This window comes from Pseudoalteromonas sp. SG44-8 (genome assembly GCF_014164125.1).
Taxonomy (GTDB): Bacteria; Pseudomonadota; Gammaproteobacteria; order Enterobacterales; family Alteromonadaceae; genus Pseudoalteromonas; species Pseudoalteromonas rhizosphaerae.
Genome location: NZ_JACJEQ010000019.1, coordinates 49,562 through 72,298, shown reverse-complemented (window position 1 = coordinate 72,298; position 22,737 = coordinate 49,562). Strand labels below are relative to the sequence as shown.

Annotated in this window: 24 protein-coding genes and 6 tRNA genes; 16 read left to right on the top strand and 14 right to left on the bottom strand. The window is 40.6% G+C overall.

The annotated features are described in order from the left end of the window. Positions 1-42: 42 nt before the first annotated feature. The 12 genes from H5163_RS14780 to lolB all read right to left on the bottom strand — a co-directional run bounded on the left by H5163_RS14780 (position 43) and on the right by lolB (position 6,096). A tRNA-Gln gene (locus H5163_RS14780) sits at positions 43-117 on the bottom strand. A gap of 40 nt (positions 118-157) precedes the next feature. Further along, positions 158-242 (bottom strand) — tRNA-Leu (locus H5163_RS14775). A gap of 167 nt (positions 243-409) precedes the next feature. Beyond that, positions 410-486 (bottom strand) — tRNA-Met (locus H5163_RS14770). A gap of 5 nt (positions 487-491) precedes the next feature. Further along, positions 492-566, bottom strand: a tRNA-Gln gene (locus H5163_RS14765). Between the two features lie 38 nt (positions 567-604). Next, positions 605-689 (bottom strand) — tRNA-Leu (locus H5163_RS14760). A 63-nt stretch (positions 690-752) separates the two neighbouring features. Further along, positions 753-829: transfer RNA gene (locus tag H5163_RS14755), tRNA-Met, on the bottom strand. Between the two features lie 278 nt (positions 830-1,107). Continuing rightward, positions 1,108-2,199: a redox-regulated ATPase YchF gene (ychF, locus tag H5163_RS14750; RefSeq protein WP_145240629.1), complete on the bottom strand. Its 1,092-nt coding sequence runs from the start codon at positions 2,197-2,199 to the stop codon at positions 1,108-1,110. A gap of 34 nt (positions 2,200-2,233) precedes the next feature. Next, complete coding sequence (gene pth / locus H5163_RS14745) at positions 2,234-2,818, bottom strand: aminoacyl-tRNA hydrolase (RefSeq protein ID WP_145240631.1); 585 nt, start codon at positions 2,816-2,818, stop codon at positions 2,234-2,236. Between the two features lie 17 nt (positions 2,819-2,835). Further along, positions 2,836-3,441 (bottom strand): 50S ribosomal protein L25/general stress protein Ctc, encoded by a 606-nt coding sequence (locus H5163_RS14740; protein ID WP_145240633.1) that lies wholly within the window; start codon positions 3,439-3,441, stop codon positions 2,836-2,838. A 160-nt stretch (positions 3,442-3,601) separates the two neighbouring features. Then, complete coding sequence (locus H5163_RS14735; RefSeq protein WP_145240635.1) at positions 3,602-4,549, bottom strand: ribose-phosphate pyrophosphokinase; 948 nt, start codon at positions 4,547-4,549, stop codon at positions 3,602-3,604. A 100-nt stretch (positions 4,550-4,649) separates the two neighbouring features. Beyond that, a complete protein-coding gene (ispE, locus tag H5163_RS14730; protein ID WP_257325560.1) occupies positions 4,650-5,507 on the bottom strand; it encodes a 4-(cytidine 5'-diphospho)-2-C-methyl-D-erythritol kinase in 858 nt (285 codons plus the stop codon). A gap of 1 nt (position 5,508) precedes the next feature. Then, complete coding sequence (gene lolB / locus H5163_RS14725) at positions 5,509-6,096, bottom strand: lipoprotein insertase outer membrane protein LolB (RefSeq protein WP_149980714.1); 588 nt, start codon at positions 6,094-6,096, stop codon at positions 5,509-5,511. Between the two features lie 83 nt (positions 6,097-6,179). Between lolB and hemA the strand changes: the two genes are divergently transcribed. From hemA to H5163_RS14660, 13 genes are all read left to right on the top strand, one after another. Next, a complete protein-coding gene (hemA, locus tag H5163_RS14720) occupies positions 6,180-7,436 on the top strand; it encodes a glutamyl-tRNA reductase (protein ID WP_182719176.1) in 1,257 nt (418 codons plus the stop codon). A gap of 7 nt (positions 7,437-7,443) precedes the next feature. Continuing rightward, entirely contained in the window at positions 7,444-8,529 is a 1,086-nt protein-coding gene (prfA, locus tag H5163_RS14715; protein WP_145240641.1) for a peptide chain release factor 1, read from the top strand. 2 nt (positions 8,530-8,531) lie between these two features. Further along, a complete protein-coding gene (gene prmC, locus H5163_RS14710; RefSeq protein WP_145240643.1) occupies positions 8,532-9,374 on the top strand; it encodes a peptide chain release factor N(5)-glutamine methyltransferase in 843 nt (280 codons plus the stop codon). A gap of 49 nt (positions 9,375-9,423) precedes the next feature. Beyond that, a complete protein-coding gene (locus H5163_RS14705) occupies positions 9,424-10,965 on the top strand; it encodes a response regulator (protein WP_182735437.1) in 1,542 nt (513 codons plus the stop codon). A 111-nt stretch (positions 10,966-11,076) separates the two neighbouring features. Continuing rightward, positions 11,077-11,451, top strand: a complete 375-nt coding sequence (locus tag H5163_RS14700) for a SirB2 family protein (protein ID WP_145240645.1) — start codon at positions 11,077-11,079, stop codon at positions 11,449-11,451. Between the two features lie 124 nt (positions 11,452-11,575). Continuing rightward, complete coding sequence (locus H5163_RS14695) at positions 11,576-12,403, top strand: tetratricopeptide repeat protein (RefSeq protein WP_145240647.1); 828 nt, start codon at positions 11,576-11,578, stop codon at positions 12,401-12,403. Positions 12,404-12,419: 16 nt separating this feature from the next. Beyond that, complete coding sequence (locus H5163_RS14690; RefSeq protein ID WP_145240649.1) at positions 12,420-13,673, top strand: DUF819 domain-containing protein; 1,254 nt, start codon at positions 12,420-12,422, stop codon at positions 13,671-13,673. A gap of 9 nt (positions 13,674-13,682) precedes the next feature. Continuing rightward, positions 13,683-14,537, top strand: coding sequence for a 3-deoxy-8-phosphooctulonate synthase (gene kdsA / locus H5163_RS14685; protein ID WP_182735436.1), 855 nt, complete (start codon positions 13,683-13,685; stop codon positions 14,535-14,537). 119 nt (positions 14,538-14,656) lie between these two features. Further along, positions 14,657-15,553 carry a transcriptional regulator GcvA gene (locus H5163_RS14680; protein WP_145240653.1) on the top strand — a complete coding sequence of 299 codons (897 nt, stop codon included), beginning with the start codon at positions 14,657-14,659 and terminating at the stop codon, positions 15,551-15,553. Position 15,554: 1 nt separating this feature from the next. After that, positions 15,555-16,193 (top strand): alpha/beta family hydrolase, encoded by a 639-nt coding sequence (locus H5163_RS14675; RefSeq protein WP_182732427.1) that lies wholly within the window; start codon positions 15,555-15,557, stop codon positions 16,191-16,193. Positions 16,194-16,218: 25 nt separating this feature from the next. Beyond that, on the top strand, positions 16,219-16,587 hold the full coding sequence (locus H5163_RS14670) for a DUF423 domain-containing protein (protein WP_179959144.1): 369 nt from the start codon (positions 16,219-16,221) through the stop codon (positions 16,585-16,587). 38 nt (positions 16,588-16,625) lie between these two features. Next, positions 16,626-17,711: a 23S rRNA (cytidine(2498)-2'-O)-methyltransferase RlmM gene (gene rlmM, locus H5163_RS14665; protein ID WP_145240657.1), complete on the top strand. Its 1,086-nt coding sequence runs from the start codon at positions 16,626-16,628 to the stop codon at positions 17,709-17,711. A 177-nt stretch (positions 17,712-17,888) separates the two neighbouring features. Then, positions 17,889-18,242 (top strand): YkgJ family cysteine cluster protein, encoded by a 354-nt coding sequence (locus H5163_RS14660; protein ID WP_145240659.1) that lies wholly within the window; start codon positions 17,889-17,891, stop codon positions 18,240-18,242. Positions 18,243-18,300: 58 nt separating this feature from the next. Here the strand turns inward: H5163_RS14660 and cysZ are convergent, their stop codons facing one another. Further along, on the bottom strand, positions 18,301-19,011 hold the full coding sequence (gene cysZ / locus H5163_RS14655) for a sulfate transporter CysZ (protein ID WP_220493073.1): 711 nt from the start codon (positions 19,009-19,011) through the stop codon (positions 18,301-18,303). A 246-nt stretch (positions 19,012-19,257) separates the two neighbouring features. Here cysZ and H5163_RS14650 point away from each other — a divergent pair, with 246 nt between their 5' ends. Together H5163_RS14650 and H5163_RS14645 are read left to right on the top strand one after the other, a co-directional pair. Beyond that, positions 19,258-19,521 carry a hypothetical protein gene (locus H5163_RS14650; RefSeq protein ID WP_259399827.1) on the top strand — a complete coding sequence of 88 codons (264 nt, stop codon included), beginning with the start codon at positions 19,258-19,260 and terminating at the stop codon, positions 19,519-19,521. 93 nt (positions 19,522-19,614) lie between these two features. After that, positions 19,615-20,235 carry a sulfotransferase gene (locus H5163_RS14645; RefSeq protein ID WP_182735435.1) on the top strand — a complete coding sequence of 207 codons (621 nt, stop codon included), beginning with the start codon at positions 19,615-19,617 and terminating at the stop codon, positions 20,233-20,235. 11 nt (positions 20,236-20,246) lie between these two features. Here the strand turns inward: H5163_RS14645 and H5163_RS14640 are convergent, their stop codons facing one another. Further along, positions 20,247-21,626 carry a hypothetical protein gene (locus H5163_RS14640; protein ID WP_182735434.1) on the bottom strand — a complete coding sequence of 460 codons (1,380 nt, stop codon included), beginning with the start codon at positions 21,624-21,626 and terminating at the stop codon, positions 20,247-20,249. Positions 21,627-21,924: 298 nt separating this feature from the next. Between H5163_RS14640 and H5163_RS14635 the strand changes: the two genes are divergently transcribed. Then, positions 21,925-22,386 (top strand): N-acetyltransferase, encoded by a 462-nt coding sequence (locus tag H5163_RS14635; protein WP_145240665.1) that lies wholly within the window; start codon positions 21,925-21,927, stop codon positions 22,384-22,386. Positions 22,387-22,737: the final 351 nt, after the last annotated feature.

Below are 22,737 nucleotides of genomic sequence, written 5' to 3'. Positions count from 1 at the left end.
AGCTAGAGTTATTCTTTAACAACATTCTTTGGTAGAAGAAGTTGGCTGGGATACCAGGATTTGAACCTGGGAATGCCAGGATCAAAACCTGGTGCCTTACCGCTTGGCGATATCCCAACAAAGAATCAATTGATAGTTTTAGTTCTTATCAAGAACATGGTGCGGAAGGAGAGACTTGAACTCTCACATCCTAAGATACTGGAACCTAAATCCAGCGCGTCTACCAATTCCGCCACTCCCGCATCGAACATACAGGTAACAATGTATTAGAACCTAAATCCAGCGCCTAATTCAAGACAACTGTTAATTCCGCTACTCCTGCATACTTTGTGTAATAAAACACTAGGTAGTTATTTTAAACTCTTTATTGAGTGTAGTTTATACTCCTACAGAGCCATTTCAAAAGAAATGGTGGCTAAGACGGGATTTGAACCTGTGACCCCATCATTATGAGTGATGTGCTCTAACCAGCTGAGCTACTTAGCCATTGTTGGCTGGGATACCAGGATTTGAACCTGGGAATGCCAGGATCAAAACCTGGTGCCTTACCGCTTGGCGATATCCCAACAATAACAATTGATAATTTTAATTCTTATCAAGAATATGGTGCGGAAGGAGAGACTTGAACTCTCACATCCTAAGATACTGGAACCTAAATCCAGCGCGTCTACCAATTCCGCCACTCCCGCATACGTTGTGTAATAAAACACTAGGTAGTTATTTTAAACTCTTCATTGAGCAACAAAAAATAATGGTGGCTAAGACGGGATTTGAACCTGTGACCCCATCATTATGAGTGATGTGCTCTAACCAGCTGAGCTACTTAGCCATCTTTTTTGTTAGCACTTCATCGCTGAGTGCGGGGCGTATTATGCTGATATGACCCAAATCCGTCAACACCTTTTTTGCAAAAAAACACGTATCTTGGTTTGTTTGCGGGAAAAATAGGCTAACAGGCTAAATTTTAATAAAAATGGTGTTTTTTTAACTGCTTTATTGTGACTTATTCACAACAGCTGATATTTAATGATAGTGCAGAAATAAAAAAGGCTCGTAAAAACGAGCCTTTAAAAATCACTAAAGGTGATAGGTCACACTGGGATGGTGTTAAACATTGAACAAGAAGTTCATTACGTCGCCATCTTTAACTATGTATTCTTTGCCTTCTTGGCGCATCTTACCTGCTTCTTTTGCACCACTTTCACCTTTATAGGCGATGTAGTCATCAAAAGCGATGGTCTGTGCACGGATAAAGCCACGCTCAAAGTCAGTGTGGATTTTACCTGCAGCTTGTGGCGCAGTTGCACCTACTGGGATTGTCCATGCACGTACTTCTTTTACACCTGCAGTAAAGTAGGTTTGTAAATGAAGTAACTCATAACCACCACGGATCACTAGATTCAAACCTGGCTCATCCAGACCAAGATCGGCCATAAACTCAAGTTTATCTTCTTCATCTAGTTCCGAAAGCTCAGATTCAATCGCGGCACATACAGGCACAACAACAGCATCTTCAGCAGCAGCAATTTCGCGTACACGGTCAAGATATGGGTTATTTTCAAAACCATCTTCAGCTACGTTAGCAATGTACATAGTTGGTTTGATTGTTAAGAAGTTAACAGAGCTAATAGCCGCTTTTTCTTCTTTAGTTAATGCTAAAGAACGTAAAGTTAAGCCTTCATCAAGGTGTACTTTTACTTTTTCAAGTACGGCATTTTGTTCTTTTGCGTCTTTATCGCCACCTTTGGCTTTTTTCGCGTTACGGAAAAGGGCTTTTTCAGCGCTATCCATATCAGCAAGTACTAACTCGGTGTTGATCACATCAATATCATCAGCAGGATCAATGGTACCTGCAACGTGAATGATGTTGTCATCTTCAAAGCAGCGCACTACGTGGCCAATTGCATCGGTTTCACGAATGTTAGCTAAAAACTGGTTACCAAGACCTTCCCCTTTCGATGCGCCTTTTACAAGACCCGCAATATCCACAAATTCCATACTCGTTGTAAGAATACGTTGTGGCTTTACAATCTTTGCAAGTTCGTCTAGACGAGGATCTGGCACCGGTACCACGCCCGTATTTGGCTCGATGGTACAAAAAGGAAAGTTAGCGGCTTCAATACCCGCTTTGGTTAATGCATTGAAAAGTGTTGATTTACCAACATTAGGCAAACCGACGATGCCACATTTGAAACCCATAGTTAAGATACCTTGTTTAGATCCGCTTAACCAATTATGGCTTAAACGAATGTAGTCTGTTTTGTGCTTTTAACACACCGTCTTTTGCAAGTATTTCCATACAACGAACTGCTTCATCTACTGCGGCATCCATTTTCTCTTGGTCTTCTTTGGCTGCTTTTCCAAGCACCCATCCGGTCACCATTTCACGGTGTCCTGGATGACCTATGCCAACGCGCAAACGCATGAAATCTTTTTGATTTGCCATCTTTGCAATAATGTCTTTTAAACCATTATGGCCACCGTGTCCGCCACCTTTTTTTAATTTGGCAACACCGGGTTCTAAATCCATTTCGTCATGGGCAACTAGAATGCTCTCAACAGGAATTTTGAAAAAGTTGGCTAAACTACCGACAGCTTTACCACTTAAATTCATATAAGTAGTAGGGATCAGTAATTTGAATTCTTGACCTTGGATGATCACTTTGCCGGTAAGGCCGTGATACTTAGGATCGTGTTTTAGCGTACAGTTGTAGCGTGCAGCGAGTTGCTCGATGAACCAAGCACCTGCATTGTGGCGTGTGTTTGCGTATTCGGGGCCTGGATTAGCCAGGCCCACAAGCATTTGAATAGAATTCAAGGTGCAAACCTTAAAATTTATTCTGCAGCTTCGTCTTCAACTGGCGCAGCTTTGTTAGCTTTGATAGTTACGATAGACTGGTCGTGATCAGCACCTTTCGCTAAATCAACAGATGAAACACCTGCTGGAAGTTTAACGTCAGATATGTGTATTGAGTCACCAGCAACTAGGCCAGCTACGTCAACTTCTACGAATTCAGGAAGTGACTTAGGAAGACACGTGATTTCGATTTCTGTTAATTGGTGAACTACAGTGTTACCCGCTTTAGTTACCGCTTCTTCACCGATGAAGTGAACTGGTACTTTAGTGTTAAGTTTGTGAGTAGCATCTACACGTTGGAAATCAAGGTGAGTGATTTTAGGCTTGAACGGGTGACGTTGGATATCTTTAAGGATAGCTTCAACTTTTTCACCAGCGATATCAAGAGTAAGGATGTGAGTGTAAAAACCTTCACTTTCTTGTGCTTTGATAATATCTTTGTGTTCAAAAGTAAGTGATGCAGCTTCTTTGTCAGCACCGTAAAGGATCGCAGGGATTTTATCTTCACGACGTAGGCGGCGGCTCGCACCTGTACCCGTAGCTGTGCGTAATTCTGCATTAAATGTATATGTTTCGTTAGACATGATGTCTCCAATAATTAAATAGTGTAGGGCCTTTGCGACCAAGGTCCCTAGCCAAAAGGCGCGCTATCATACCACCGCGACTAATTAAAAGAAACACGATACATAAAAAAAGCGCCAACGAGGCGCTTTATTACATCAGGATATTTTAACTAAACCAAGTTTAGTGTTCGAACATCGCTGAAATAGATTCTTCATTGCTGATACGGCGAATTGTTTCAGCTAGCATGTCTGCAAGTGTTAACACTTTAATTTTATCAATTGCTTTTAATTCAGCAGACAGTGGAATTGAGTCAGTTACAATCACTTCATCAATTACTGAGTTACGAATGTTTTCTAATGCTTGGCCAGAAAGTACAGGGTGAGTAGCGTAAGCGAATACTCGCTTAGCACCGTGTTCTTTAAGTGCTTCAGCTGCTTTACATAAGGTACCGCCAGTATCGATCATATCATCAACGATGATACAGTCACGGCCTTCAACGTCACCAATAATGTGCATTACTTGAGAAACATTCGCTTGTGGGCGACGCTTATCAATAATGGCAAGATCGGTATCGTTTAATAACTTAGCAATAGCACGGGCACGAACTACACCGCCGATATCAGGTGATACAACAACAACATCATCAAATTGACGCTCTTTCATATCTTCAAGTAGCACTGGGCTACCGAACACATTATCAACTGGTACATCAAAGAAGCCTTGGATTTGCTCAGCGTGTAAATCAACCGTTAGAACTCGGTCAACACCTACACTTGATAAGAAATCGGCAACAACTTTTGCTGTGATTGGTACGCGAGCAGAGCGCACGCGGCGATCTTGACGTGCATAACCAAAATAAGGAATGACGGCTGTTATACGACCTGCAGATGCACGACGTAAGGCATCAACCATTACAATAAGCTCCATCAAGTTATCGTTAGTAGGGGCACAGGTTGATTGCACAATAAAAACATCCGAGCCACGAACATTTTCATTAATTTGAACACTGATCTCACCGTCGCTAAAACGGCCAACAACAGCATCGCCAACTTCAATATATAAACGTTTTGCAACTTTTTGAGCTAACTCAGGTGTTGCGTTACCAGCGAAGAGCTTCATGTCAGGCACGGTAGGGTTCCTCAGGCACTGAATTTTTGGACTAATAAGCGATAAAAAAAGTATAGCTTATTAACTTAAACTTTATTTACTTGTACGTTACTTCATTGCTTCAATGTATAGCGTCCAACTGCGTATGAGCAGGAGAGATATTAACGCTGCTGGCAATAAAACCGTCCCAGTTATGGGGGAGATTTTCAAGAACATGTTGCGCTTCTTTTTGCGTGGCAAATTCAACAAAACAGCATGAACCTGTGCCAGTCATCTTCGACGGAGCGTATTTTAGCAACCACTGGAGGGTCTTTTCAACCTCAGGGCAGAGCTTTTTAACTAAAGGCTCGCAATCGTTGGCTAATGTTTGTTGCTGCCAGTGGCCTTTTAGCTTCGGTGTATTGCGTTTTAAATCTGGGTGAGTAAAAATTTTCGCGGTGCTGACATGTTCACTTGGATGCACTACACAATACCATTTTGACGGCAGCTCTACATTCACTAACTTCTCGCCAATGCCTTGAGCTAGGGCGCTTTTGCCGTTAATGAACACCGGCACATCTGCGCCTAACTGCACGCCAAGCGCTGCTAATTCAGATAGTGATAACTGGCATTGCCATAATTTATTAAGCGCTAAAAGTGTACTGGCCGCATCTGAAGAACCACCACCAACGCCGCCTCCCATTGGTAATATTTTAGTTAAATTTATTTTTGCGCCAAAAAGGGAATTTGTGTGTTTTTGTAATAAAACGGCCGCTTTATAGATCAAATTATCTTTTAGGGGGATATCGGTGGTGTCACCAGTGACTTCAATTTCAGTTGTTTCAGTCAAAGTAAATGTGAGTTGATCGCCATAATTTAAAAAAGTAAATAAGGTTTCCAGTTCATGATAGCCATCTTCACGACGGCCATTAATGTGTAAAAATAAATTGAGTTTGGCAGGAGCCAATAACGAAAATGAAGTCATAGTGTGCGTAGTCATGTTAGTTAAAGTGCCACTCGTAAAGTTGAATTTTTATTTTAATATCTTGGTGTTTTAACGTGAGCTTTTTAGGTAACCAAAATCCGGCGTATTGTTGGTAATCAGCATAGCTTATTTGCCATTGATCGCCATCGGGTGCGTGCCAAGTTACATTTTTTGCTCGGCCTAGTTCATCAACTTGCAAACTTGGATCGTCAACAGTGCCTTTTAACCAATTATCGGCGCTGTCCATCGGTATATTAAAACCAGTGAGCCTAGCAAGCAGGCGCGATGCATTAATGTCATGGTAAATGTGATCATCGTATTCAAGTTCAGCGCCGTTAGTATTTTGTGTTAATGCTAAAACACGGGTACCGATAAAACTCGTTAAAATAAGTTGGTTTAACTGTTCTTGTTGTTGCCAATTTAAGTTTGCTGATTGGCGTTCATCTGGACTAATAAAAGCCAGTTTTCCTTCAACTTGCCAATTGGTTTGTTGTGATAATTGCGACTTCCAATCGTCATAAAGAGCTGTTTGAGGGCTAATTTGCTGCGCACAACCACTTAAAAATAAAAAAAATATGAGTAAAATCAAATATAGTCGAATCAAATGTCGTTCCTTACTTTCCATATTCCGCTGATTTTTGGTAAAATTATCGTCTTTCGAGCACGGCTTAGCAATATTTGGCACATATGACCATAGTAGCACTTGGTATTAATCATAAAACCGCATCTGTAGAATTACGCGAAAAGGTTGCCTTTTCGCCTGAGCAATTGTCAGAAGCATTACAGCAACTGAGCGATCACGATCAGTTTAATGAAGCGGTTATTGTGTCCACATGTAACCGAACAGAAATCTATTGTAGCCTCGCTCAGCAAAATTCCCAAATACTGTTGCAATGGTTAGCTAGTTTCCACGGTTTGGATGAATACGAACTGAGCAGTAATGTATATTGTCATCAAGATAATGATGCTATCAATCATTTAATGCGTGTGTCATGTGGCCTAGATTCTCTGGTGCTAGGTGAACCGCAAATTCTTGGTCAAATAAAGCAAGCTTATAATAGCGCCAAAAATCACAATTCGGTGAGTGTGGTATTTGACCGGTTATTTCAAAAAACCTTTTCGGTAGCAAAACAAGTAAGAACGGAAACCGATATAGGCGCCAGTGCGGTGTCTGTTGCTTATGCTGCGGTTAATTTAGCTAAACATATATATGGCAAGTTAGATAAAACCAAAGTGCTATTAATTGGTGCCGGGGAAACAATTGAGCTGGTAGCGAAACATCTATATCAAAATGAACCACAACAGATCACCGTGGCGAATCGCACCATAGAGCGTGCACGCCTACTGGCAGAAGATGTTAATGCCGACGTTATTGCGTTAGCGCAGTTACCTGAACGCTTACATCAGGCGGATATAGTGATCAGTTCGACAGCAAGTACTTTGCCAATTATTGGTAAAGGGGTAGTTGAACAAGCGCTAAAACAACGCCGTAATAAGCCAATGTTATTTATTGATATTGCAGTACCGCGCGATATTGAAAGCCAAGTTGGTGAATTAGATGCGGCCTATTTGTATTCGGTTGATGACTTACAGGCAATAGTAAGCGAAAATATCGCTTCAAGAGAACAAGCCGCCGATGAAGCGCAAGTGATTATTACCCAGCGCTGTGCGGAATTTGTGATGTGGATGCGTTCACTCGACTCTGTCGATCTGATCCGTTCTTATCGCCAAGATGTACACGATATTAAGTCTGAGCTGGTTGATAAGGCAATAAGCCAATTAAATACCGGTAAAGACGCAGAAAAAATTATTTTAGAGCTGGCCAACAAGTTAACCAACCGCCTAATGCACGCGCCTACCCGTGCAATTCAAGATGCGGCTAAAAAAGGTGAAGTTGCTCAGTTAAGCCAATTAAAGAAAATGTTAGGTATTGATCAGGAATAGCAGTTACATGAAAGAGTCCGTTTATCGTAAGTTAGAAACCTTAGTAGAGCGTTATGAAGAAGTACAAGCGCTGCTAAGTGATCCGTCAGTTATTAGCGACCAAAATCGTTTTCGTGCGCTTTCAAAAGAATATTCTGAGTTGGAAGAAATTGTTAAAGCATTTTTAGGCTATCAGCAAACACAAGATGATGTTGCTACAGCAGAAGAAATGCTAAAGGATTCGGATCCTGATATGCGTGAGATGGCGCAAGAAGAATACAAAGAAGCCAAAGCGCAAATCCTTGCTATCGAAGATCAAATACAAGTGTTGATGCTACCAAAAGATCCGCGCGACAATAATAATGTGTTTTTAGAAGTACGTGCCGGCACGGGAGGCGATGAAGCGGCCATTTTTGCTGGTGATTTATTCCGTATGTATACCCGTTATGCTGAAACTAAAAAATGGAAAGTAGAGATTGTGAGCACCAATGAAGGTGAGCACGGTGGTTACAAAGAAGTCATTGCTAACATTAGTGGTGAAGGCGTGTATGGGCAATTGAAGTTTGAATCTGGTGCTCACAGGGTACAACGTGTGCCAGAAACTGAATCGCAAGGACGAGTACATACCTCTGCGTGTACTGTTGCGGTAATGGCTGAAGTGCCAGAAGCTGAAGCGATTCAAATTAATACCGCTGATATTAAAGTTGATACGTTCCGTGCCTCAGGTGCCGGTGGTCAGCACGTTAATAAAACTGACTCGGCAATTCGTATTACCCACTTACCAACAGGTGTAGTGGTTGAGTGTCAAGATGAACGTTCACAGCATAAAAATCGCGCGAAAGCGATGTCAGTGCTTGCTGCACGTTTACAACAAGCGGAAGATGAAAAACGCCACGCGGCTGAAGCATCAGAGCGTCGTAACTTAGTCGGTAGCGGTGACCGTTCGGAACGTATTCGTACTTATAACTATCCGCAAGGACGTATTACAGATCACCGTATCAATCTCACTTTATACCGTTTAAATGAGGTAGTTGCCGGCGACTTAGGTTGTGTGATTGAGCCGCTAATGCAAGAGCATCAGGCTGATTTACTAGCCGCTATGGGTGATGAGTAATCGTGACCGACACGATTGAAAGTGCTGTTTCGCGTGCTACTTTGCTGCTGCAAAGTAGCAGCGATAGTGCCAAATTAGACGCTCAAGTATTATTGCTCGACGTATTACAAAAACCACGTAGCTACTTATTTAGCTGGCCAGAACAAAAGTTAACACCGCAACAACAACAGCTATTCGAAAGTTATTGTCAACGTCGCTTAACAGGTGAGCCAGTGGCTCATATAACGGGCACGCGTGAATTTTGGAGTTTGCCACTGCAGGTTAATCCCACTACGCTGATCCCCCGTCCAGATACCGAAACACTGGTTGAATATACGCTCAGTTTACCTTTACCTGTGGCCGCTAAAGTGCTTGATTTAGGCACTGGGACTGGTGCAATTGCGCTTGCACTTGCCAGCGAAATGCCACTTTGGCAAATCACAGGGGTTGATAGGGTTACTGATGCTGTAGCGCTTGCGAATACAAATAAGCAGCGGTTAGGCTTTATTAATGTAGACTTTGTGCAAAGTGATTGGTTTAGCCAAGTTACAGCACAAAAGTTTGATCTAATAGTTAGTAATCCGCCGTATATCGAATATGATGATATTCACTTAAATCAAGGTGACGTACGTTTTGAACCACTTTCTGCGTTAGTTGCCGATGATGACGGTATGGCTGATATCAAGTATATTATTACTCAAGCACGCAATTTTTTAACGTCAAATGGTTACCTTGTTATTGAGCATGGATATCAACAAAGTACTAAAGTGCATAGTTTTTTTGCACAAATGGCGTATACAAATATACTTACAGTTAAAGATTTAGCAAATAACGATCGTGTAACGCTCGCACAGTGGCCGGGATAACTATAACAATTACAGTGCGAGAGCAAAATAAACGCTTTGAGGACTCAGTATGATGGATGATTTTTTGTTTTCGGATGAACCACAAGAAGTAGAAAGTGATGTAGTTAAGGGGACATGGAAAGTCATCATTGTTGATGATGAGCCTGAGGTTCATGCCGTCACGAAACTGGCATTAAGTGATTTTGAGTTTCAAGACAAGCGTTTAGAGTTTATTAGTGCATACTCAGGGGCTGAGGCTAAAGTACAGATAGATAATAATCCCGATGCTGCAATAGTACTGCTTGATGTGGTGATGGAAACCGACGATGCAGGCTTGAAAGTCGCGCAATATATTCGTGAAGTCGCTAAAAATAATCATATCCGTATTATCCTTCGTACTGGTCAACCCGGCCAAGCGCCAGAGCGCCAAGTTATTGTTAATTACGATATCAATGACTACAAATCAAAAACAGAACTTACCGCACAAAAACTATTTACTGTAGTGATGTCGAGCTTACGTTCTTATCGCGATATTTTATCGATTGAACAATCTCGTCAAGGGCTTGAAAAAATCATTAAAGCATCTCGAGATATTTTTTCAGCGCACTCACTTGATCATTTTATTGAAGGGGTGATGCAACAATTAACATCGTTGCTCGGCACCGTTGATCAAGCAATGTACGCCACCAGTTTAGTGGCAGGTAATCCACAAGATAATCAGCATAAATTAGTGGTATTTTCTGGGCGAGGCGATTTTGAACGCAGCGAAGGTAAAGCAATTGAAGAGGTCTTGAATACCGAGCAGCTATCAGCATGTAAGCAAGCATTTAGAGATAAAAACATTGTTTATAAAGACAATTATTTGTTTGCATACTGTTGCAGCGAACATAATCATAATTCAATGCTTTTTATATCTGGTATTCCACACGACTTATCGGATACACAGCGCCATTTGATTGAAATATTTTCGCAAAATGTACAGTTAGCGTATGAGAATGTGCAATTACAATCCGAGGTCGAAGCTACTCAGCAAGAGTTAGTGCTTCGTTTAAGTGAAGCTCTGGAGCAGCGTTCAACCGAAACAGGTAATCATGTTAAGCGGGTTTCGCATATATGTAATACTTTAGCACTGGCGTATGGTTTATCGAAACGTGAGGCTGACTTAGTTCGTTTAGCGTCGCCACTTCATGATGTTGGTAAGGTCGGTATTCCTGACGCTATTTTAAATAAGCCGGGTAAATTGACCTGCGAAGAGTGGGAAATCATGAAAACGCACACTCAAAAAGGTTACCTTATCTTACAAGGCTCTCGTCGAGAAATCGTTAATGCGGGTGCTCAAATTGCACGTGATCACCATGAAAAATGGGATGGTTCAGGTTACCCACAAGGAAGGCAAGGACAAGACATTCATATCTTTGGCCGTATAGTGGCGCTTGCAGATGTGTACGATGCGCTGCGCCATAAACGCTGTTACAAAGAAGCGTGGACGCTTGATGATGTCGTTAATGAAATCAATCAGCAAAAAGGCAAACACTTTGAGCCTAAACTGGTCGATGCATTTAACGACAACCTAGCGGAGCTTGAAGAAATTTTAACGCGTTTTCCAGATTAAAAAATAATACCCAGTGCATTGAACTGGTGAGTTATTTAACGCATTAGAATGAGTATGTTTAATAACATTGGTACAATTTCTTTTTTAACATTAATGAGTAGTTAGGGGCATATGGATTATTTAGCAGTCAAACACACACACATGGCAATTGCAGTTTTAAGCATTGTTCTATTTTATGTACGTTCATTTTCTCGCCTCGGCAGTGGTGCAATCGCTAAAAATAAATTGGTATTTATTGGTAGTCACGCAACCGATACGTTTTTACTTATTTCAGCTTTCGCGCTGATGGCAATTGCAAAAATTAATCCACTAGAACAAACCTGGCTGCTTGAAAAGATTATTCTTGTAGTGGCGTACATTGTACTGGGTATTATTGCCAGTAAACAGCAAAAAACCAGTATAAAAATTGTGTTTTTAGTTGTTACGACTGCGGTCATTGCCTTCATTGGTAAGCTGGCGGTTGCCAAAACAGCGTTTATTTTGTAACTCAACGTGTTCAAAGGCTGCACTAAACAGTCTTTGAACGTTAATCTAGCGCGCTACGTTGGTATCTGTGTAAAAAAATAGGTAAACTAGTCATTCATTTTCTATTAAAGATGTTGCCGTATTAATGACCACCCCTTGGTTTGAAGATCAAAATGAATCCTATCAAGATGAGGCTTTTGACACATTCGTTCCCCAAGCGTTGTATCGTTGTATAAGCGCTGAAGCGAAGTGGGATCCTCAAGCTGATTTAAGTGATAGCTTTGCCACACTGAGCGACTTTGAAAATCAAGTCACCGAACTATGCCAACAATACCCTGATATTCACGAACGGTTTGATGCGTTGGTTGACATGTTTTTTACTCAGTGGTTATTTAGCGTATCCAGTTTAAAAGTCCCAGAATACACCTTAAATAGTTTTAGCTATATGCTGAGTATGCGCAGTGGTTCTGAAACAACACTGGGTATTTTATTATGCCATTTGCTGAACCATGCAGGTTTTGATGCAAATGTAACGATTAATAATAGTGAAATAAATGTCCATGTTGCTATTAGCGATGAGGAAGGTTATTTACTTGAGCCGAGTTCAGGTCAACAAAGTTGGTATATTATTCCTGAAAACGCCAGTGAAGAAAATGGTGATGAGCAAGAGCCGCTTGAGCTCATTTTTGACGAAGAAGTGTATAAGCTTTATCTAGCACAACAAAAGTGGGCCTTTATTAGCAGTAATAAATTTGGTCATGCTTTGAGCTGTGTTGAGATGCTGATGGAGCTAATAGGCGATGATCCGTACGAAAGACGCGACAGAGGCTATTTACTTAACCAGCTTGATTGTCCGAAAATGGCACGTGACGACTTACAATTTTTTATCGATGAGTGTCCAGATGATCCTGCAATTGATATTATTCAGCATCAACTTGAAGAACTCGAAGATAATCACAAAACTCACCATTAACTTTTAAGGAATTTACATGGCTGACGCCCATACTGCCCTGATCACCAATGACGCGGTTGTCTTTGGTTTATTAGCAGTAATATTAGGCTTTATTTTTAAAACATCGAACAGTCAAAATAGCGCACTGAAAAAGTTTTACAAATATGTCCCAGCATTATTACTGTGCTATTTTTTACCTTCACTATTGAATACTTTTGGCATTGTTGATGGTCATTCATCTAATGTGTACTTTGTAGCATCACGTTACTTGCTTCCGGCGTGCTTAATTTTACTGACCATTAGTATTGATTTACGTGCCATTATTAATCTTGGTCCGAAAGCATTAATTATGTTTTTAACCGGTACTGCGGGTATTGTGATCGGCGGCCCGTTGGCCATTTTGATCATGAGCGCAGTGTATCCAGAAGCAGTCGGTGGTCATGGCCCTGATGCAGTATGGCGTGGCATGACCACGATTGCTGGAAGCTGGATTGGTGGTGGTGCAAACCAAGCATCGATGAAAGAAATGTTTGAAGTTGGCGGAGATATATTCTCAGCAATGGTTACGGTAGATGTGATTGTCGCTAATTTATGGATGGCAGTATTACTGTTAATGGCTGCCAACCATAAAGCCATTGATGCGAAAACAGGCGCGGATACTAGCGCGATTGAAGAGTTAAAAAATCGCGTTGAAAAATACCAAGCCGAGCACGCACGTCTGCCAACACTCAATGATTATATGCTGATCATTGCAATTGCATTTGGTATTACCGGTCTTGCGCATTTTTGTGCAGACTTTTTAGGACCTTACTTTGGCGCTAATTTTCCATGGGCACAAGAATATAGCTTAAACAGCAAGTTCTTTTGGTTAATTGTTATTTCGACGACCATAGGTATTGCATTGTCGTTTACTAAAGTACGTCATATTGAAGCCTTTGGCGCATCTAAAGTAGCCTCCAGCTTTTTGTATATTTTAGTGGCATCAATTGGCCTTCATATGAATATTACGGCTATATTTGAATCGCCTATGTATTTCGTCATTGGCTTAATTTGGATGCTTACCCACGCCAGTTTAATGTTAATTGTGGCAAAAATAATTAAAGCGCCGCTATTTTATATGGCCGTTGGCTCACAAGCGAATGTGGGCGGTGCGGCATCGGCACCTGTGGTTGCTTCGGCATTTCACCCATCGCTTGCGCCAGTTGGGGTATTATTAGCCGTTCTGGGCTATGGCGTAGGCACGTATATGGCATATATTTGTGGTTTAATGATGCAAGCAGTTGCACCTTAAGGAATAAAAATGAACAACCATTTAATTAAAATTAATGATATTGAACTGGCAAACGAAAAACCGTTTGTATTGTTCGGTGGCATGAATGTACTTGAGTCTCGTGATTTAGCAATGCGTATCGCCGAGCATTATGTAGAAGTGACCACTAAGCTTAATATTCCTTATGTGTTTAAAGCGTCATTTGATAAAGCAAACCGTTCATCAATTAATTCATACCGTGGTCCTGGCATGGAAGAAGGCTTAAGGATTTTTGAAGAAATTAAAAAAACGTTTAATGTTCCTTTGATCACTGACGTCCATGAGCCGCATCAAGCAGCGTCTGTGGCAGAAGTGGTTGATGTGATCCAATTACCAGCATTTTTGGCGCGCCAAACAGATTTAGTGGTCGCAATGGCGAAAACGGGCGCAATTATTAATGTTAAAAAGCCACAATTTTTAGCCCCGCACGAAATGCGCCACATCATTACTAAATTTAATGAAGCGGGTAATAACAATGTTGTATTGTGCGAGCGTGGCTCAAGCTTTGGTTATAATAACTTAGTCGTTGATATGCTGGGTATGGATGACATGAAACCAATGGCTCCGGTTATTTTTGATGCCACTCATGCTTTACAACGTCCAGGTGGGCGCAGTGATTCTGCCGATGGTCGTCGTGCACAAGCGGCAGAGCTTGCTCGTAGCGGCATGGCATTAGGGTTAGCGGGTTTATTTATTGAAGTGCACCCTAATCCTAATGAAGCGAAATGTGATGGCCCATGTGCACTTGCATTAAGTAAGTTGGAAGGCTATTTAAGTCAAATGAAAGCCGTGGATGATTTAGTTAAAAGCTTTGGCCCATTGGATACCAGCGCCAGCGACTTGTAATCGCAAAGCGTGATAAGAAAAGCGACGAAAGTCGCTTTTTTTATGTCTTGAATATACACTTCCTTGGCATGTGTATATAATCTTATCCATAAGAAAAACTAATTCTAAGTTTGATCACTATGTCTCGACGTGTTCCGCCACTAAACGCATTAAAAGCATTTGAAGCTGCTGCTCGGCATTTGAGTTTTACTAAAGCGGCTGAAGAGTTATACGTCACACAGGCGGCGGTAAGTCATCAAATAAAAACTTTAGAAGAGCATCTTGGCTTAAAACTATTTTTGCGAAAAAACCGTTCTTTATTACTCACCGAAGAAGGCCAAGGTTACTTTTTAGATATTAAAGAAATATTTACTCAGCTAATTGATGCTACCGAAAAGCTATTAGCCCGTGGTGCAAAAGGCTCATTAACCGTGAGTTTAACGCCCAGCTTTGCTATTCAATGGTTAGTGCCACGCTTGAGCTTATTTAACGAACTGCACCCTGAGATAGATGTACGAATAAAAGCCCAAGATCAAGACGAAAACTCACTCACCGATGATGTTGATGTGGCTATTTATTATGGCCGTGGTCATTGGAGTGGCGTGCAAACGCATAAACTGCATACAGAATACCTAGTGCCTTTGTGTAGCCCTATGCTATTAACAGGGCCAAAGCCGCTGGATCAGCCTAGTGATTTGGCAAACCATACTTTATTACATGATACCACCCGTAAGAACTGGAAAACGTGGATGAAAACCGCCGGTGTACGTAATGTGCAAGTAAACCAAGGACCAATATTCAGTCACTCATCAATGGTGCTGCAAGCAGCTGTGCATGGTCAAGGCGTTGCTATTGGTAACAGTGTGCTTGCTAAACCTGATATTGATGCAGGACGTTTAGTTATTCCGTTTAACCACAGTTTAGAAAGTAAAAATGCGTACTATTTAGTAAGTCGTGAAACGCAATCTGAATTAGGCAAAATAGTATCGTTTAAGCAGTGGATGCTGAGTTTAGTCGAACAAGAGCAAGAGTATTAATATGACTATCGAATGGATTAAAAGTGACCAACAACCCGCTTTGGCACAATTTATTTTTGCCCATGGTGCTGGAGCCGCTAGTGATTCAGAATTTATGCAGAAAATGGCAAGCTTGCTGGCAGAGCAAGGTATTGATGTTGGCTTATTTGACTTTGAATATATGCAAATAGCCAAGCAAACCAATAAGCGTCGCCCGCCAGATCGTGCGCCTAAATTACTGCAATACTTTGAGCATATATTAACCTTTGTACAGCCAAGCTTACCGTTATTTATTGGTGGCAAGTCAATGGGCGGGCGGATGGCATCAATGCTTGTCAGTGAAGAGCGAGTAACAATGCCAACAATTTCAGGCGTATTGGCATTTGGCTATCCATTTCATCCACCAGGCAAGGCTGATAAATTACGCATTGATCATTTTGGTAAAATACCATGCCCGTTTATGGTGCTCCAAGGCGAGCGCGATACATTTGGTACCCGTGACGAATTAACACAGCTACAACTGGATAAACGCCCAGAGTTTGTGTGGCTAGCTGATGGCGATCATTCCTTAAAACCACGCAAACGCAGTGGCTTTACAGAGTTAGGTAATGTGCAAACTGCCGCTGAGCACGCGGCTAGTTTTATTAAACAGCATATTTAAAGGCATCTTTAGCAGGAAAAAAATCATGATTAAACTATTTTTAATGACTGGCAGTTTATTTTGCATGCTATCAGTGGTGTTGGGCGCCTTTGCGGCTCATGGTTTAAAAAGCCGTGTTTCTGAATATGCTATTGGCGTATTTAAAACTGCGGCAGAGTATCAGATGGTGCATGGCCTTGCGTTAATTGCGATTGCCATTTTAATAAAATGGGGAATTAACCTCACATCGGCTGGTTGGTTTATTATTGCTGGTATTTTGTTGTTTAGTGGCAGTTTATATTTATTAGCAATCACCGGTTATAAGTGGCTTGGCCCCATCACACCCGTTGGTGGTTTATGTTTTATTATTGGTTGGACTATTTTATTAGTGCAAGTAGCACGGTTTAAATTTTAATAGAGAATATCGCTCAAAAGAGCAATTAAAGGGTTTTTATGTCAAGTGTAGTGATTTACTGCCGTAGTGGTTTTGAAAATGATGCCGCTGCAGAAATAACATTTCATGCCGCAGAGCAAGGTTTTGCTGGGTATGTAAAAGCAAAGCCAAATACCGGCTATGTTATTTACGAATGTTTTGAAGCGCAGCATAGTGATGAAATCATCAAAAAGGTTGATTTCAAAAATATGGTATTTGCCCGTCAGTGGTTTGCCGGCACTTTACTTGAAAACATGCCCGTCGAAGACCGTGTTGGCGAAATAGTAAAAGCAGCGGTCGATTTTCCACTTTGCTCAGAGCTACGGGTAGAAACACCCGATACCAATGAAGGCAAGGAGCTGTTAACTTTCTGCAAAAAAATCTCTACCCCACTTAAAAAGGCTTTAGAGAAACAAAACACCGTGTTACGCGAACCTAAAGCCAATCGCCCCGTAATGCACATCATGTTTTTAACTAATAACACCGCGTTTGTTGGTCATTCATATAGTTATAATAATTCCCCATTTTTTATGGGAATATTACGACTAAGAATGCCAAGTGATGCACCGAGTCGCTCGACCTTAAAACTGGATGAAGCGTTTAATGTGTTTATTGCGGAAAAAGATCGTGAAGCGCGAGTTCAAGCCGGTATGCGCAGTGTTGACTTAGGTGCCTGCCCAGGTGGTTGGACGTATCAACTAGTGCGTCGCGGTATGTTTGTTAGCGCCATTGATAACGGCCCAATGAATGATGATTTAATGCAAACAGGTCAAGTTAAGCACTTTCGTGTTGATGGTTTTAAATACCGCCCTGAGAAAAGAAATATTACTTGGTTAGTATGCGATATGGTAGAAAAACCAACCAAAGTAACCAGTCTTATGATTGATTGGGCGGTCAACGCATACGCGAAAGAACTTATCTTTAACTTAAAGCTGCCAATGAAAAAGCGCTTTGACAGTGTTTATGAGTGCTTAACGATGATCAAAGAAGAGCTTAATAAATACGGTATAAGCTATGAATTACAAGCTAAGCATCTTTATCACGATAGGGAAGAAGTAACTGTTCATTTGAACGTCACGAAAGTGCCACAAAGTCTATATAGTTAATAAGCTTGTAAAGTTTAGATATATAAAAGCACAGCATTAGCTGTGCTTTTTACGTTATGGCGTAAGTCTACACTAACATAGCATTGCAAGTTACTGCACATAACGCGTAATATAGGGGTTATGGAGAATTAGTTAAGTTGCGGCATGAATGCACAGCATAATAAAAGGTAAATATAAATGTACAAAAACCAAAAAGTAATCTTGCGATTACGCGCTAACATTCCATCGTTTGAATGTGTTGAAGGTTGCCATGATTGCTGCGGTCCAGTGACAACATCATCTGAAGAAATGTCGCGATTACCGGTAAAAAGCGATGCAGAGCACGAAGCGGCATTAAATGAATTTAATTGTGTACACTTAGGTCCAAAGGGATGCACTGTATATGATGAACGGCCATTAATTTGTCGTTTGTTTGGCACAACTCCAAGGATGCCATGCCCAAATGATCGCGCTCCAGAGCAGCCAGTTGATCCTAAAATTGAGCGCGAAGTGCATCATTTCATTGCTAATACACGGCAAGTTTTAGTGTAAAAAGTGCTGCAAATAGGGGACTTAATAATGGCTTATATTGTCGTCCCCTCTGAGCTTTTTATTCGCGGTAGTTAGGGCGGTATTGATCAACCCACAAGCGAGTTGCGCCGCACACAGCGACAGGCATAACAATTAAATTCACGATAGGAATGGCTGTAAGCAACAATACTGCTAAGCCGAATCCATACGAGAGAGTTTGTTTTTGTTTTAAGTCTTCTTTCATTTCTTTAAAGCAAATTTTGTGATTATCAAACGGATAATCTTTGTATTGCACTGCATACATCCAACAGGTAAACATCACCCATAACACTTGGCCGATAACAGGTAATATCCATAGCAAGATAAAAAAGCCAATGGCACGTGGTAGGTAATAGCACAACTTAGTCCACTCACGGCCAAGCATTCGTGGCACATCTTTCACTATCTCCGCTAAGCCATCATCATTAATTTTTTGCCCGGTTAAATACAGCTCTACTTTTTCACTGAGTAAGCCATTAAAGGGCGCGGCAATGAAATTAGTGATCACCGAAAACAGCATACTGTAGCTAAATAAAATCACTAATACTGCAATAGGCCACATCAGCCACTCCAGCCAACTTAACCATGTTGGTAATAGATCATTTAAATAAGCAAATCCATCGGTAAGCCAGCCATATAAAAAGAATAACGAGCTACCAAACAGCACAATATTGATTAATAAAGGAATAAATACAAAACGTTTGAGGCCTTTTTGAGTGATCAATTTAAAGCCAGAAAAAAAATACTCCATACCTTGCGTAAACTGCACGTTAAAACCTCAAATCATACCAACATTGCCCACAGTATAAATTGCTCAGATATTTTGAACAGTATTTTTGCGTAACAAAGTGTTTAATATTTGAAGCTTTTCAAGAGAAGTGCGACAGTTAAGGAGGTTAATTGAGAACTAAGAACAACAGTTAGCAATGATGTATTAACTAATTGAATCAGAATAATGACTCAGCTATGCTCGCCTTGTAAGTAAAACATTCAGGAAATGTCATTTTCTGATTTTAATGCTTTTATAAAAGAGAGTATTTTGGAATCATTTAACATTACTCGTATAGATACCGAGTTTGGGATTTTTCGTATTTCAGGTTTATGGGATACTTTAAATGTTAATGCACTAACTATAATATCAATTGAAATTATGGGCACAGATGGTTGGGTACTATTAAATCAAACATACGATGCAGTTACTAAATTAATAATAGACCTCATTCCCATCCTACAATTATATTTATTTAGTAAAGACAAATGAAATTTTATTTTATGGATGAATAGTCTGTATCAATGTCTGAATTCTAACACGCTTGGTATATACTAGCGGCCTTTTAAAAATGAGTGACGTTAGATGCCTAAGATATTTATTATCGGTCTACCTCGAACCGGCACCACGAGCATCAGTGTTGCGTTGTTAGAAATGGGCTTGTTGGTTGCGCATACCGCGTTTACTAAAAAAGCGTTTGAAATGGCTGATGCTATATCTGACGCACCGTGTTTTAGTGACTATATGCATTTAGATGGGTTATTTCCTGGTGCTAAGTTTATTTATTTAAACCGAGACCTAAAAGCATGGTTGCCATCCATCACGATGCTGCTTGAAAAAATGGCGCCACATCTTGATCTTAAAACAGGGCACTTTAGTCCGGTTCTAAAGCGCAGCTTTCATCAAACGTTTCCCTCTATTTACCCGTTGAGTGAGCGCGAGTTAGCAGATTGCTATACTAAACATCAACACGCAGTGTTTCATTATTTTAAAGACCGTGATGATTTTTTATCGCTTGATGTAAGCGAACCTGGCGGCCTGTTGAAGCTAAAACAGTTTTTGGGAATGTCGCCTGAGGGCGATACTGACTTTGCGAAATTAAATGTTGGCCGTAATGTGGCAAACTGGCGTGAGTATAAACACCCTAATAAGGTGAATGCCAACTTAGCCGGAGCAGAGCATCGCAAGTTCTTTGACTACAGTTGATTGATTTAGAATTAGTCAGTTTTGGGCTCTTTATTATCAGCTGAACTGTGAATATTACCACTACTAAAAAAACTGAGTTTGGCGATTAAATTAGGAACTAGTCGCTCGCTATTATAATCATAAATTTTATTCATTTGTTTTACGTGAAATGCACCTTCTATCCGATCAATATTATTTATTGCCCATGCCTCAACCGAATCTGAGCGAGTAAACTGCTCTGGCATTTTTTCCTTATCATCAAGTAGTGTTTGCCATAATTCGTTTTGGATCTGTGCGGGACTCCCTGTAAATTGCTCTAGCGTATCGTTTATCCAGCCCATGCCAATGTCGTTATAGGCGTTTAAGATATTGCTATAAAGCTCACGTCTATTAGAGTCAGAGCTAATATTATCTTGCTGTGCAACAAACTTACCATTATCCATTTGGTAATACTGCTTATTGGCTTGATAATTAGTTTGCTGTGCAAGGTAACTAAATAAGTTAGGTTCACGGTCTTTATCAACTTCATTGAGCATTGCCAATACATCATCCGTTTGGTGGTTTTTAACTAAGCTAATCATGTCGATGATACCACTGCTTTGTGTAAGCGTACTGTCAGATAAGTGGTCATTTAACTGCATAAGTTGATCTTCGCTGAGGTTTTTTTCTATTAATAAATTGGTGTAATCATTTGCCAATTCATATTTTGCACTGTTAGCCTTATAGTTTGATTTAAACCAGTTTATGGTTTCAGGCATACTGATCATTTCGACTCTTTCATTACCATGCTCATTTTCACCTAATGGTGACACCGGCTTCTTATAATCATTCCCTTGTTGTAATAATTTATCCATTGTTGCGAGGGTACTGCTCAAGGCATCATCTGACAGTTTGCTTAAAGCTGAAATTAACTGTGCACTGCTGTTGTTGTTTTCTGTGCCAAAGTGATAGCTAGATGTTGTAACAACAAATTGACTAAATACAGCAAGCTCTTCATCACTCATTTTTTGCACCAAATCAAGTAGTTCTTGTGTTGGTTTTAGGTGTTGGAACATAAATTTATGTTCACCTTCAAGCCGGTCTACTTGATCTAAAAAAGCATTTATATCATCGGGATCTGTAAAGTCACCATAGCGATAGGTCGGTTCTTTAATCGGTTCACCTATGTTAATGGTGGTGCTAGAGGTGACTCTATAACGGTTCATACCAATGTAAGAAGAGGGGGTGTAATCTTGATTAAGTTTGCGGCCTTTAAATGGATCATAAAGGGGCGTAATTGCTGCGTCTTCGAGCGTTGAAAAGTGATCTTGTGGTTCGACAAGAGAAGCGGCGGCTTTAAACTCCGTGGCGCGATTGGCCGACACCGTTTGCAAAGCTATTTGCTGCGCTTGACCAAGATTGGGGAGTTTCATTGTTATTCCTTTAACGTTAACTTAGCTATTTATCGACGCAGGGCGTTAAAGCTTTAGTCGTTAATTTATTTTTTAACCCGTATTTTTATAAAAGTCGCTAACGTTTAACACCACAGCAAACTATTATCTTGACGTGTTTGCTACTTTTTAGAAAATAGCTAAATGCTGTTATTTTGACATACGACAAAGTCGTGACTAATAAGACAGCAAATAAATGAAAAATCCATAGTTCTGGGTTGTTCATTTGCAACAATTCGGTATAGTTTGTTATCAAACAATAAATATAATTAGAGCTTTTATGCAGTTAGTCGACTTAACCCCTGATGATCCGGATGTGATTAATGTTTTTTCTGATATCGATAGGCTTATAAATTCTCTGTACCCAGTAGCCACGGCGCAATCGCTGTCGGTGAGTGAGCTTGGTCAAGCTAATGTGTACGCCATTGGCTTAAAAAGCGAGGAGGGTATTGTTGCATGTGGTGCGATTGTCAGACAGTTTGACACAGTACCTTATGGTGAAATACGCCGTCTATATGTCAAACCAAGTCATCGTGGTAAAGGCTTGTCTCGGCGTATAATGCAAATTTTATTGCATCATGCTGGCGAAGAAGAGATCCCTTTGATCCGCTTAGAAACAGGCCCGAAACAGGCTGAATCGATTAGTCTGTATGAAAATTTAGGTTTTAAACGCTGTGCAAGTTTTGGTAATTATACCGATAATCCACATAGCTTGTTTATGGAGTTAGGGCTCAGTCAATAAGGCTAATTAGTGGCTAGAAACTGCCTACGCTTTGTGTTTTAGTTTTTGAGTACTTCATCGATTTAATCTCCTACACAACTACGGCTTATACACGGATATAAGTCGACATTTATATGCTTAAATGGCCTTGGTCAGCGCCACTTTTATCATTGAGAGTCACGTTTTCGGCTAACTTTTATATATATATTCCCTTTTAAGCCTTCTATTTTTTATACTAAATACTCCAGTGCCCAACAAATAAAAGGGCCGTTGTTATCGACACTAAAACTCACTCGTTACGAGCAAAAATACTTGTTGGACTTGATAAGCTATTTTTCCTTTAATGCGCGCAACAGCCGCAAGGCATTCATC